General features: G+C 53.6%; 11 protein-coding genes. 1 reads left to right on the top strand and 10 read right to left on the bottom strand.

The window, feature by feature from the left end; all coding sequences use genetic code 11:
* Window positions 1-17: 17 nt before the first annotated feature.
* The 4 genes from tuf to JFL75_RS17350 all read right to left on the bottom strand — a co-directional run bounded on the left by tuf (window position 18) and on the right by JFL75_RS17350 (window position 3,884).
* Window positions 18-1,208 carry an elongation factor Tu gene (gene tuf / locus JFL75_RS17365; protein WP_215627937.1) on the bottom strand — a complete coding sequence of 397 codons (1,191 nt, stop codon included), beginning with the start codon at window positions 1,206-1,208 and terminating at the stop codon, window positions 18-20.
* Window positions 1,209-1,808: 600 nt separating this feature from the next.
* The gene (rpsG, locus tag JFL75_RS17360; protein WP_215627936.1) at window positions 1,809-2,279 is read right to left on the bottom strand and encodes a 30S ribosomal protein S7; all 471 of its coding nucleotides are present in this window, start codon (window positions 2,277-2,279) and stop codon (window positions 1,809-1,811) included.
* 12 nt (window positions 2,280-2,291) lie between these two features.
* Entirely contained in the window at window positions 2,292-2,666 is a 375-nt protein-coding gene (gene rpsL, locus JFL75_RS17355; protein WP_215627935.1) for a 30S ribosomal protein S12, read from the bottom strand.
* A gap of 264 nt (window positions 2,667-2,930) precedes the next feature.
* A complete protein-coding gene (locus tag JFL75_RS17350; RefSeq protein WP_215627934.1) occupies window positions 2,931-3,884 on the bottom strand; it encodes a DUF1295 domain-containing protein in 954 nt (317 codons plus the stop codon).
* A gap of 67 nt (window positions 3,885-3,951) precedes the next feature.
* On the opposite strand from JFL75_RS17350, the gene JFL75_RS17345 reads away from it, so the two are divergent.
* The gene (locus JFL75_RS17345; protein ID WP_215627933.1) at window positions 3,952-4,446 is read left to right on the top strand and encodes a GNAT family N-acetyltransferase; all 495 of its coding nucleotides are present in this window, start codon (window positions 3,952-3,954) and stop codon (window positions 4,444-4,446) included.
* Window positions 4,447-4,502: 56 nt separating this feature from the next.
* On the opposite strand, the gene JFL75_RS17340 is transcribed toward JFL75_RS17345, so the two are convergent.
* The 6 genes from JFL75_RS17340 to JFL75_RS17315 all read right to left on the bottom strand — a co-directional run bounded on the left by JFL75_RS17340 (window position 4,503) and on the right by JFL75_RS17315 (window position 13,589).
* Window positions 4,503-6,029 carry a cyclase family protein gene (locus JFL75_RS17340; protein WP_215627932.1) on the bottom strand — a complete coding sequence of 509 codons (1,527 nt, stop codon included), beginning with the start codon at window positions 6,027-6,029 and terminating at the stop codon, window positions 4,503-4,505.
* A 61-nt stretch (window positions 6,030-6,090) separates the two neighbouring features.
* Window positions 6,091-6,948, bottom strand: a complete 858-nt coding sequence (locus JFL75_RS17335; protein ID WP_215627931.1) for a carbohydrate ABC transporter permease — start codon at window positions 6,946-6,948, stop codon at window positions 6,091-6,093.
* The gene (locus tag JFL75_RS17330) at window positions 6,945-7,850 is read right to left on the bottom strand and encodes a carbohydrate ABC transporter permease (RefSeq protein ID WP_215627930.1); all 906 of its coding nucleotides are present in this window, start codon (window positions 7,848-7,850) and stop codon (window positions 6,945-6,947) included. Before JFL75_RS17330 ends, JFL75_RS17335 begins: the two co-directional genes overlap by 4 nt.
* Before the next feature lie 62 nt (window positions 7,851-7,912).
* Window positions 7,913-9,202, bottom strand: coding sequence for an ABC transporter substrate-binding protein (locus JFL75_RS17325; protein WP_215627929.1), 1,290 nt, complete (start codon window positions 9,200-9,202; stop codon window positions 7,913-7,915).
* A 45-nt stretch (window positions 9,203-9,247) separates the two neighbouring features.
* Window positions 9,248-10,225, bottom strand: coding sequence for a sugar-binding transcriptional regulator (locus tag JFL75_RS17320; RefSeq protein WP_215627928.1), 978 nt, complete (start codon window positions 10,223-10,225; stop codon window positions 9,248-9,250).
* A gap of 160 nt (window positions 10,226-10,385) precedes the next feature.
* Window positions 10,386-13,589, bottom strand: a complete 3,204-nt coding sequence (locus JFL75_RS17315) for an ABC transporter permease (RefSeq protein WP_215627927.1) — start codon at window positions 13,587-13,589, stop codon at window positions 10,386-10,388.
* Window position 13,590 lies beyond the last annotated feature (1 nt).

The following is a 13,590-nucleotide window of genomic DNA, read 5'->3' as shown; positions in this document are numbered from 1 at the left end:
ATCTCTGTCAATACGAATTATTCGGTGATATCGGTAACCTGTCCGGAAGCCACGGTGCGGCCGCCTTCACGGATAGCGAAGCGGAGTCCTTTTTCCATGGCGATGGGATGAATCAGTTCGCCGAAGATTTCGGTATTGTCCCCGGGCATGACCATTTCCTTGCCTTCAGGAAGTTTTACGGTACCGGTAATATCGGTGGTCCGGAAATAGAACTGGGGCCGGTAGCCGGTAAAGAACGGGCTGTGCCGTCCGCCTTCTTCCTTGGAAAGGCAGTAGATCTGTCCTTTGAACTTGTTGTGAGGCGTGATGGAACCGGGCTTTGCCAGAACCTGACCGCGTTCAACTTCTTTCTTCTCAACACCCCGGAGCAGCGCGCCGACATTGTCACCGGCCTGGCCTTCATCCAGCAGCTTGTTGAACATTTCAATACCGGTAACAACGGTCTTCTTGTTCGGCTTGATACCGATGATTTCGATTTCTTCGTTGAGCTTGATAATACCGCGCTCAATTTTTCCGGTTACGACGGTGCCGCGGCCGGGAATGGTGAAGACATCTTCAATCGGCATAAGGAAGGGCTTGTCCGCGTCCCGTGCGGGATCGGGGAAATAGCTGTCCATAGCCGCGAGCAGCTCATCGATACAGGCGGTGGCTTCGGCATTGTCCGGTTCGGACATAGCTTTGAACGCGGAGCCTTTGATGATCGGAATCTCATCGCCGGGGAACCCGTTGACGGTAAGAACTTCCTTAACTTCCTCTTCAACCAGTTCGAGCAGCTCAGGATCATCCACAAGGTCGGTTTTATTGAGGAATACGATCATGTTGGGTACACCTACCTGGCGGGCCAGGATGATATGTTCCCGGGTCTGGGGCATAACCGAGTCAGGGGCGGATACTACAAGGATAGCTCCGTCCATCTGGGCGGCACCGGTGATCATGTTCTTGATATAGTCGGCGTGGCCGGGGCAGTCGATATGGGCATAATGCCGGTTATCCGACTGATACTCCAGGTGCCGGGTATTAATGGTAATACCGCGGGCCTTTTCTTCCGGCGCATTGTCGATTTCATCGTATTTCATGACCTTATCACCGAACTTTTTAGCACAGTGCTGGGTAATAGCCGCAGAAAGGGTTGTTTTTCCATGGTCGACGTGACCGATGGTTCCGACATTCATGTGGATTTTAGTTCTATTGAACTTATCTTTTGCCATTACGTGTCCTCCTTACATTCTATATGGGCACACAAAAATTGATTTCAAGTTTGGGCAGTATACCGAAACAACCAAACAAGTGCAAGGCATACTATCCATCCGGAGACCGGATTAACTACCAGTGTTATCAGGGATTTATGGGATTTGGAACATACGAAGTGTTTTTGCACAGGTCCGTCTAAAAACCGGACATGCAGATTCAATCCGTCCCGTTCCACCTATCCCACCGGAAACACTGCCGAAGAAGCATCTGCTCCCTGATGATCGGTTTGGATCATCGAGACACCGCACCGCGAAGCCGCCGATGATCGTCAGCAGTAATGCTGAAGTTACTGTCCTTACACCTCCTCGACACTCCGCTCGGCGCGGTAATTCAACATCCGGCACTACAGCCGGATATGAAGAATCGTTTCAAAGATCCTGAATAGTTTTTTCTTTCAGAAAAAACTATTTACGGAGTTTCAGTTTCTGGAAACTGAAACTCCAGCCTTATTGCACTGCCGCATCCGGTTTATCCGGCTTCCGGCAGTGACGGCTGCAGAAAATAATTATATCAATAATCATTTTCTGCGAGAGACAAAAACCGCTGGTTTTTGTCTCCTACCACCGGTAATGGGCGAAAGCCTTGTTGGCCTCGGCCATTTTATGGGTATCTTCCTTCTTTTTGAAGGCCGTACCGGTATTATTGAAAGCGTCCATGAGTTCCGCCGCGAGGCGTTCGCTCATTTCATGGCCGGACCGGGCACGGGCGGCATTGATAAGCCAGCGCATCCCCAGGGCTTCCCGCCGGGATTCCCGGATTTCCACCGGAACCTGGTAGGTCGCGCCGCCGACACGCCGGGATTTTACTTCCACCACCGGCTTTACATTGTCGATAGCCTTGAGGAAAACTTCCAGAGGTTCCTTATCGGACTTGGTCTGGAGCACCCCCAGGGCGTCATGAACAATGCGGAGCGCCACAGAACGCTTGCCTTCCCACATCATCCGGTTGACGAATTTGGAAAGCACCACGCTGTTATATTTAGGATCCGGGAGAATACCCCGGTCCACGGTTTTCTTTTTGCGTCCCACGATAGACCTCCCTTATGCCTTAGGCCGTTTGGCGCCGTATTTGGAACGGCCCCGCCGGCGGTCTTCCACGCCAAGGGTATCTTTCGCACCCCGGATGATGTGGTAACGCACACCGGGAAGATCCTTAACACGGCCGCCGCGGACGAGCACCACCGAGTGCTCCTGCAGGTTATGGCCGATACCGGGAATATACGCGGTCACTTCAGTACCATGGGAAAGACGGACACGGGCAACCTTCCGGAGAGCCGAATTCGGCTTCTTCGGAGTTACGGTCATAACACGGGTACACACCCCGCGCTTCTGAGGACAGGACTGAAGAGCCGGTGATTTCGTTTTCGACGTAATCTTCTGCCGCCCGAAACGAACCAGCTGATTGATTGTAGGCATGAGCTAAAAACTCCCTTGTTAATATACGCCGTCAGCACCCGACGAAGCATATAAAGACCCCTGTCTATTGTCTCGGAGTCATAAAAAACATACATATATTAAACGGCAACCATACGTAATGATTCCGCAAAACTGCACAATGGGATTTTATAATACCTATTCATGGAAAAAAGGTCAAGAGGGAAGGGAAACACAAAGCCTCCCAAGCCGGAAAGCACCCGGGGAGAAACGGTTCCGCGGGGCCGAAAGACATGGCCCTGCGGCTCATTCCGGTTTTTCCGTATCCGGACCGCCCTTTCGGGGAAACCAGGGGATAATTGGACTTACGGAAGCCTGATACTTTTTGTACTCCGGGTATTTGGCCGAACTGAGGCTTTCGGTAAAAACCGTGGACCCGATAAAAAGTGCCGTAAGACACAGGGGGCCGAAGATGCCGCTCTGCACCGGGGCGCCGTACAGGGAAAAAGCCATGAGCCAGACGGACCACCAGAAACCGAGTTCCCCGAAATAATTGGGATGGCGGCTTACCGAATACAGCCCATGGGAAAGGAATCCCCGGGGAATGTCCCGCGCAAAAGGACCGGCGGGAACCGCCCCGCCGGCGGCGGCGTGTTTTGCTTCATGGAAAATCCACTGCTGATGGTCCGCGAGGGTTTCGAACCCGAGAAAACCCAGGGCCAGAGCCGCGGCGCAGATAAACGGCAGCGAAAGATTCCCGGAAGACGCCAGCGCCATCCGGTACACCGGAAAGGTAAAAAGGGTGAACAATCCCAGCTGGAAACAGGAAATAAAGAGCAGATTAAAAACCTGCCATAACACGGGATTGGTAATCCGGCCCCTGAGGATATTCCACCGGTAATCTTCGGTGCCGGTATACCCGCCTTTTTTCGCGAAATTCCAGGTCAGGCGGATGCCCCAGAGCGTTATCAGCCCCGCGGCGGGCAGAAGAACCGGTGAGAAACCGCCCCGCCAGGCGTAGAACCAGACGAAGGCCACCGGCAGGGTGCTCCAGAGGCGGTCTACCCAGGAATAATCCCCGGTAACAATACCCGTACCGAAGGAGCACAGCGAAAAACCCGCGGCCCAGAGCAGCACAACCACAAAGGGGTCCGCCGCCGAAAGCCATTGCGGAAAAGCAGCGAAACCGCCGGCAAAGGCAGCCATAATAATTACGCTGAGACAGAGAGCCGCGGCGAGAAATAATACAAATTGTTTCATATCCGGAGTATACTATGACCGGCATCGGAAGTAGAAGCCTATCATGCATTTTGTACGGAGATCCGCCATGGAAATTATGCAGGCAGAAAACGGGGATTTGGCTGAGATTCTGGAACTGCAGTACCGCGCGTTTCAAAGTGAAGCGGAACTGGCCGGGGATTACGCGATCCCGCCGCTCCTGCAGACACTGCCGGAATTCGAGGCGGAATTCCGCAGAGGGATTGTGCTGAAAGCAGTGGACGAAAGCGGGCAGATAATCGGCTCCGTCAGGGCTTATGCCGAAAACGGTACGCTGTATATCGGGAAGCTCATCGTTCACCCGGATTTCCAGGGCAGAGGAACCGGAACCCGGCTCCTGGCGGCCATTGAAACCCGCTGCCCTCAGCCAAGGTACGAACTTTTTACCGGTGACAAGAGCGCGGGAAACCTGCGGCTGTATGAAAAACAGGGCTACCGGCCGTTTGCCGAAAAGGAAATAAAACCGGGACTGCGGTTTATCTATCTGGAAAAAAATGCCGGGACCGGAGCCGCTCCGGTCCGCGATCCTACCAGCGGGCAATAAAAAGAGGGAACCGGAAGTCCCATCGGCCGGACCGGTTCCCCCTTGATCTTGGGTTTCTATTTGTATTCTTCAATAATAAGAACCCGGCACGGGGACGCGTTCAATCCGGCAAGAGCCATGGGAGATACAAAAGCCAGTGAGCGGGGATGCTGGAGCCGCCACATATCGGCGGCGCAGAGCACCGCGGGAATTCCGTTGCTGAACAGAGCCCAGGTGTTTTCCTTTGCCACAGGACTGCCGGCATAGGGAGCGGGTTCTATTGAAGCCGTATCCGTGACAAGCATCTTTATGCCCTTGTCAATGAGCCATTGTACGGCATCCTTCGCAAAGCCCGGGGTATACGTAAGGAAATCTTCCCGAAGGTAGTAATCATCGGTAAACCCGGTTCTGAGGACAACAATGTCCCCTGCCCGGATGTGGGATGCGTATTTTTCCAGGATCTTTGCCGTAACATTCTGCCGCGGGCCCACCGCCCAGGCATTGACCACACAGGTACTCCCGAAAAGTTTATTCGAATCCGCGCAGGAGAGGTTCCATCGTTTATCCGCCGGGATTTCACGGCCCGCCATGGGAAGGCTGGGGATAACAATATGGGTACCCACATGATTGGAAAAAGCTTTGAATCCGCACCAGCCGTCTTCTTCCATATCGTATTCTGCCATGGGAACATGGAAGTTTTTGATCCGCAGGCGTTTCATAACGTCGCCTTTGAGCTCAAAGGGTTCGGAACGTTCAAAGGGATACCCCGATTCAACTTCGCTGGCGGATATCAATACCGGATCGTAGAGGTCAACGGCCTTCTGTTCCGCGAGATTATCCAAGCCCAGGAGCACGGTAACCCGGGCGGGACTGTCGTCGACATCGGCCATTTTAAGGCAGATACCGACATTGGCGAATACCCGGGTCCCCCCTTCTACCCGGTCCAGATGGGCCATCCGGTCGATCATAAGGACCCCTTTGCGGTAACATACCTGTTCGCTTTTCATCCAGTATTTGAAATTGCCGTTGATCACCGCGTCGTGGCCGTATACCCGCATTTTTTTCTCATCCGCCAGCCATTCCACGATTTCCGGGGTAATAACTGAAAGATCGAGATGGGTTTTTCCCGTCTTTTTGGCTTCTTCATACCGCTGGGCATGGCCGGTCTTAACGAAAACCATATCCCCCCGCTGGATGTGCTGTGCCCGGGATTTAAAAAATCCCAGGGAAATGGGCGACCCCGCGGGCACGTCGGAAATGTCAATGATTGAGGCCTCTCCGATAATTTCCTGGGTCGGAAGCTGGGAAACATCCCGCTGTACCCATCTTGATTCCCGCGGGATATCCTCAAACATTGTGTACCAATCGTGCATAAACACATCCACATGGGTATGGGGCGTACTGTGACCCATAATAATGTCCATATAGACTTCGTCGGGATGGCCGTCGAGATGGTACGGTTCAAGCCGGCAGGTATTCTGCATTACCACTCGGCCCCGTTCCGGGCCGGTTATCTCAAAATCGGGAAACCGGGGCGGAAACGTCCGCTGATAATAATTCTTCGCGGTTACTCTGATTGACAAGTCAATCTTTCTTCTAAGCATTGCACTGCCTCCTTCTGGCGCTATTGGAATCCGGTAAACGATGGTACCGGTTAATGGATTCTCAGCCCTTTACCGCACCCATGGTCAGCCCTTTGGCGATGTGTTTCTGGGTGAGGAGCATGAGTATTATCGGGGGAATCAAGACCACCGTGGCCGCCGCGCTCATGGGCCCCCAGGAAATTCCCTCATCCGTAATAAAGGATGTTACGATCAGCGGCAGGGTCTTCGCGTTCCTGCTGGTAAGTACCAGGGCTAGGGCAAAATCATTCCAAGAAAGCAGGAATGAAAATACCGCTGTCGCGGCCAGTCCCGGCGCGATCAAAGGAAGGATGATCTGCCAGAGCATTCTGTTCCGGTTGCAGCCATCCACCATCGCTGCCTCATCGAGTTCCTTCGGAACTTCATCAAAGAAACCGCGGAGCATCCAGGTGGCAAAGGGGATATTGAGTCCCGTATACGCCAGAATCAGCGCGGTCCGTGTATCAAGCAGGCCGAGAGAATTGATAAGCAGAAAAAAAGGAATCATGGTTCCTACCGGCGGCAGCATCCGGGTCGCTATGATGAGCAGCCCCATGGCATTGCGGCCGGGAAACCGGAAACGGGACAAACCGTACGCGGCATAGCAGGAAATAACAACTGTCGCTGCAGTACTGGTAACTCCAATAATGATGCTGTTGGACATATTGAGCCAGATATCAACACCAAGAGCGGCGAAGCCATCGAGAAACAGCTGCCGGTAGCTTTCAAACGTTGGAGTAAAGACCCATTTCGGAGGAATCGCGAAGGTATACGCCGGCGGTTTAATTGACGTGAGTACAACCCAGACTATCGGGAATATCGCCGCGGTTAAAACGAGAATTAACGTACAGTATAAGATTGACCGTTTCACAAAACGGGGAATCAGACTCGGAGCTTTCATATTTTTTCCTTTTTTTCCCGGTACATGCGGATTATAAGCGGCACACTGAACAGAAGGGTAAGGATAAGGATAATGTAGGACGTTGCCGAGGATTTTCCGATTTCCCAGGTTAGCCTGAACTGCTCGTACAGATAGACACCGAGCACCATCGCCGCATTGGCGGGCCCGCCGGAACGGAACAGGGTATAAATCACATCAAAGCTCCGGAGAGCAAACATCAGCCGGAACAAAACGACAATACCGATGAGATTGCTTAAAAACGGAATGGTAACGTACCGGAAGGATTGCCAGTATCCGGCTCCGTCAATTTCCGCCGCTTCATACATTTCCTTGGGTATTGCCTGGAGACCGGCGAACAGGACAAGCATAACCCAGGGCGCGTGCTGCCAGACATCGATGATTGATATAGTCAGCATTGAAAGGTCGGGATTTGAAAGCCAGCCCACATTGTATATTCCGACTAGGCTGAGAAAATAATTGAAGACACCCCACTGCCCGGAGAGTAAGATCTTCCAGATCAGGCCGACGATTGAGGGGGTCAGCATAAAAGGAAGCATTATGCACGACAGGAACAGGCCGCGGCCTTTGACGTTCTGATTGAGCAGCAGCGCCGTACCGAATCCGATCAGCAGTTGGGCCGGTACGGTTATTACCATAAACAAGGCGGTCTGACGCAGGGAAAGCAGAAAGAGCGGTTCCGTTAATACATTGATATAATTTCTCAGACCGATAAAAACAGGAGTATCCCCTTCCGACAAATTCCACTTGGTAAAACTGAGGCCGAGGCTCCATATCCAAGGATACAGAATCGTAAATCCCAGGATCAGAATCAGAGGGGTGAACCAAAAATACGGGTATATACGCTTGTATATACCGGAGGACAGTTTCCGTGTTTGTACCATAATACCATCCTATGTTACGTATAATCCGGCCGGATATTTTCCGGCCGGAAGATTCAATACAATTACCGCAGCAGCTGATTTATCCCGTTGTACATGGCATTAGCCGCATCCTGAGCCGATTTTCTGCCCAGAATGAAAAGGTGGAATTCATCATGGACGACCTTTTCGATATTGGGCCGCTGCGCCACCGGAATAGGATCCCGGAGTCCCAGGGTCGAGAGGTTCTGGTGGGCCGCGCCGGCGGCGGGATTGGCTTTTACGAATTCGGGCAGGGTGAGCATGCTTAGGACGGTCGGCCCATTCGCCCAATTGACCGCCATATACCGCTGCGTTTCATAGCTGGTCAGGAATTTAACGAGCTCAAACGCCGCCTGTTTGTTCCGGGAGTTTTTATCAACCCCCAGAATCCACCATCCGCCCCGGGCCCGGGGTTCATTGGGGCCTTCCTTGGCATTGGGCATCATGGAATACGCCATTCTGCCGGCTACGGTGGATACATCGGGATTCTCCAGCAGCGGTCCCCGCATATAGTCATCGTAGGCCATGGCAAGCTTGCCCTGCTGGAGCGCGACGATATTATCGTCGTAGGTCCATTCCAGGGGATTGGGAATAAGCCGTTCGTCATGCAGGGATTTGATAAAGTTTAGGATTTTTACGGTTACCGGGCCCCGAAGAGCGGGATTAGCCTGGGTTCCATTTTCATCAAGGAAGTACACACCGAACATAAAAAGGAAATCAGCCAGATTCGTTGTGGTCCAGTAGGGCGACTGGGCCGTAAAGGAAAGGCCGTACCGTTCCCGGTTCCGTTCCGGGCCAATGGTCAGTTTGCGCGCGGCATCCCGCAGCTGATCCAGGGTTTGGGGAACTTCCAGACCGGCTTCCTGCAGCAGATCCTTGCGGTAGAACAGAACATCCGTTCCTATCCGTATGGGCAGTCCGATTACCTTGCTTTCATACTTGAAGGATTCCATCAAAGCCGATCCGTAAAGGGTATTTACATCGACATTCCCCTGACGGATATACGAATCAAGGGGTTCCAAAAACCGCGCCACCCGGTTCTGCCAGGAACTGTTGATCCCGATAACATCGTAGGACGCGTTCCTCGCGATAAACTGGGTCATCGCCTTGTCCAGCAGCGATTCAAAAGCGATGGTATCGACTTCCACGCGGTACCGGCCTTTGAACTGTTCATTGAACTGATTAACGCCCCCCTGGAACGCCCTGCCGCTTCCCCCGGCACTTACCAGGAGCCTGATAACAGTTTCCCTCCCGGCAGCTTGGCCAAATGCAGCATAGGAATTACAGAACAACACCACCAAAGCTACGAATAAAAAAAACCGTTTCTTCATCATAGTCACCTCCTTTGGTCACAAACAAATTATCCGAATAATCGGGTATTATCGTATTTTCGCGGCAGCACCTCCCCGGTGCGCGGGTTCCTCCAGCAGGGCGGCCGCGGAATTTGAATCGGTAATAATGGTTGAAATGAAATTCATTTTCAGCGCCGCGGTAAGGACCGGAATCTTAGCCGGGCCCGCACTCAGCAGAATTACATCATCGATTTTGCTGAGTTCCCCTGCGGGGACCGCCAGAGACCGCTGGTTGATGGGGTGATTTACCAGGTTTCCCCGGGCATCAAAGAACTGCCCCAGAACATCCCCGACCCCGCCTGCCGCGGTGATCTCATCCATCTCATCCGGCCGGATAAAGCCGCTTTTTACGTAAATGGAGTTGCGGTCGGCGACACCAATCCCCAGTACGGCAACATTGCACCGCGCCAGCAGGTTGTGGAGTTTTGAATGGGCGAAAAACTCCTTGTACAGAATATCCCTGGTAATACCATCCTTGGCGTATACCGGAGCGTGGAAATAGGTACCGGTGGCGCCCAGCTTGCTGCTTATGTTCTGAAGAATATCGTAGGAGTTGAAAAAACCGGTGGTTTCAAATCCGCCAAGAAGCTGGATAATCTGGAGACCCGGTATGGTCCGGACAGGAAGCTGCTCCACCAGCGCCGCGGTCGTCCCTCCGATACCGATACCAACAACGAGGTCCTCCTTGAGGATCTGGTCAAGGTGGAATGCCGCCGCCTGGGCAATCTGTATGACCGCGTCCAGTTCGCCGGAAAGCCTGATCACCAGGGCATGCTTCAATCCGTACTTTTTTTTAAGGGCCAGTTCCTGTTCGGGACAGCTTTCGATTGGTTTGTTGACAATAATCTGCACGATCCCGACTTCCCGGGCTTTTGTCAAAAGCCGGGAAACGGTCATGGTTCCAATGCCGAGACGTTTCGCAATTCCGCTGAGGGTCAGACCTGCGTTGTAGTACAGGTCAGCTACTTTAAATAACGTCTGCTTGTCAGGAATAATCCTTCCCATTTCCACCACCTGAATGGTAAATATCCCAGTTATGGTAGATTTATCGTATTCCCGTGAATCTAATAAGTCAAATTTATTATTTTTGATAAATTTATCATTTCTACGGGAGGAAAAAGAAAGGTTATGGATATACAAGTAATTCGGAAAACTGCGGCGGATCCTACTCGGCGGCTTTCATGGAATCGACCATTTCTATGGACCTGAGTTTTTTCAGCATCAGCAGATCCACTCCGACGGAGAAAACCATGGTAGCCGCGGCGGAGAGGAAAAAACTCAAGGGCGTTATGGTTCTGCCGAACATGAGGTCGACGTTTTCGGCGACACCAATGACGAACCGGTGCAGCGGAATACCGAGGAGCAGTCCCACGGCGGCGCCGACCATGCTGAGGATAGTAATTTCCCGGAATATATAGCCGGCCACTTCGCCGTGGTGGTACCCCAGAACCCGGAGGGTGGCCAGCTCCCTGCGGCGTTCATTGATATTGATATTGGTAAGGTTGTAGAGAACGATTATCGCCAAACCGCCGGCGGCAAAAATAAGGATAAGCACCACAAAACCGATACTGCCGAGCAGGTTATTGTATGTCTGCTGCAGCTGGGAGGTAAATTCCGCGCTTGCCACCGACGAACTGGACAGAACATCGGCGAGAGCCTCGTCCTGCGCGGCGGCGCCGGTGATACCGGTGCGCACAAAGAGGGTCTGGTAGGAAATTTCCTTTCTGAAGGCATCGGAATACGCCGCGGGATTGAGGTAAATATAGCTCCCCACGTAATTTTCGGTGATTCCCGAAAGCACGAACCGGGCCGTTCTGCCGTCGGAATTTTCGACGGCAAAGGAATCACCGACCTTAAGCCCCAGGGATTCGGCCATTTTCTCGGTAACCACCACGGAAGATCCGGTGAACACTATAGGGCTGCCGCTTTTCCGCTCCCGGAGGCTGATATAGCCATTGAGCTCATCGGGATGTTCCGGGATGAGAATAGTGGCGCTCTCCCGGCCCCTGCCGCCGCTCAGGGCGTACCCGGCTTCACTGTGCAGTTCCGTGTAATGCCGGGCCGTGCCGCCGGCTCCGTCACCGGACACTGACGCCAGAAAATTGACCAGCACCGGATCAAAGGCTTCGTCTTCCCCCAATTCAATCCTGAGATCGTATATGAGAATACGCTCGAACTGGGTCCTGGCAATATCGGTCATCGAATCCCGGAGCCCGAAACCGGTTACCATGAGGGCGGTGCAGCCGCCGATTCCGATAACGGTCATAAAAAAATGTTTCTTATACCGGATGAGATTCCGAGCGGTGGATTTATAGGTAAACTTCATATGGTTCCATATGAAAGGCAGGTATTCGAGGAAAATCCGCTTTCCCGCCTTGGGAGTCCGGGGAAGCATAAGGGCGGCAGGTTTTTCCCGGAGAGATCTGTAGGAAGCGGAAACCGTCGCGCCCATGGTACAGACCAGAATAATCCCGCAGGCAATAAGACCGAAGGTCCAGTTAAAAGCCGTCACCAGGGGCGGAAGAAAATACATGGTCGAAAAGGCGTTGTATATGATAAGCGGAATCACCTGAAATCCCGATACCATTCCGGCAATGCACCCTAAAACACTGGTCAGGCCGCAGTAAACGAGGTATTTAATCGAAATTATCCGCTTCCGGTATCCGATTGCCTTGAGGGTTCCGATTTGCAGGCGTTCTTCCTCCACCATCCGGGTCATGGTGGTCAGCGCCACGAGGCCCGCCACCAGAAGAAAAAACAGCGGGAAAACCGTCGCCACGTCGGCGATTTTCTCGGCATTGGCTTTGTAAGTTACGTAGCTTACATTGGCATTCCGGTCGAGGACGTACCATTCGGGGGTATCGATGCCGGCGATTTCATTTTCCGCGTCCGCGAGCTGGGCCTCCGCATCGGCGAGTTTTTCGGCGGCATCGGCGGCGGCACTGCGGTATTGGGATTCGCCGTCCGCCAGGTCAAGTTTCGCCTGTTCAATATCCAGCCGGCCGGCGGCAATATCCGCCCGGGCCGTTTCGAGTTCCGATTCGGCTTTTGCGAATTCTGCGGCGGCGGTTCTCCGGCCCTCCGCCAGCTGCCGCCAGCCGTCACGGATTTCCGCGTCCTTTTCGGCAACCGTGGCCATGCCCTGCTCGTACTCGGCCACGCCTTTGTCGTATTCTTCAAGCTGGGCGCGGGCCTTTGCCGGCAGCCACCGGGCGGCTCTGGCGCGGGCGATATCCGGCGCGGCCGCGTCAATGGCGGCTTTTGCCTCCGCGAGCTGGCGTTTGGCCGCGGCGATTTCGGCCTCACCCTTCCGGAGGGCCTCTTCGTTTTCCCGGATCTGCCGTTCGAAGGAGCTGCGCTCCCCGGCCAGGGTTTCCTCTCCCTCGGCGACTTTGGCTTCCGCATCCGCCAGTTCCGCTTCCCCGCCGGCTATATCACTTCTGCCGTCATCGAGTTTTTTCCGGGCATCCGCGAGTTCCCGCTCGGCATCCTGTTTTGCGGTCAGGTATTCCTCCCGGGCTTCATCAAGGGTTTTACCCGCATCGACGATCTCTTCCCGCCGCAGAAGGGACCGTTCTTTCCCCAGAAGGGAAATCGTATCCGCCGCCGCTTCGGCGAATTCCTCATACTCCGGGGAAAACGCCGGATAATCCGCGCTGTCCGCGAGGGTAATATAAAAATCGGTGTAGGCCGAAAGGGCGTATGAATTCTCATCAATATACATGACCGCGCCGAGACGGCCGTTGCCAAGGCCGCTCGGTTCCCGTTCATTCGAAAAATACAGGGGATTTTTGACAATACCGGTGACGGTAAATTCGGTAAAACCGTAAACATCGCCGATATCCCCGGCGCCGAGATTGCCGGCGTTTTCCGGCAGAATCACCAAACGCGATCCCGGATCAATCTTTGCAAGGTATGTACCGTTCTGCTGAACCAGACACTCGTCCGGGGACCGGGGCATCCGGCCTTCGATGAGTTCCACCCGGCCGACGAAAGCCCCGCTTTCGAGCTTTTCCAGGGGCAGTCCGTAAATCCGGGTCACCAGGACTTCTTCGTGGCTCGTCCTGACCAGAGCGTCGGTAACGTAGGCAGGCATCACCGCGGCGACCTCATCCAGCGCCTCCACGGCGGCGGTATCCGCTCCGGTCAGGCCCATGGTAGCCTTAACGAATATATCCATCATATTCGTTTCACTGTAATAGCGGCCCACGGACAGTTTCATATCGGGAGTAGTTGCAAGAAGCCCCGCCAGGAATCCGACACCAAGGGCGACAATGGCAAAAATAGCGACAAAACGGCCGAAACTTCCTTTTATCTCCCGGAGTATGGTTTTAATGTAGGTTTTTCCGAAAGAATGGGGGCGCTTCATC

The organism is Breznakiella homolactica (assembly GCF_016616095.2).
GTDB lineage: Bacteria > Spirochaetota > Spirochaetia > Treponematales > Breznakiellaceae > Breznakiella > Breznakiella homolactica.
Note: the sequence above shows the minus strand (reverse complement) of the source record. Positions and strands in the feature narration are given on the sequence as shown.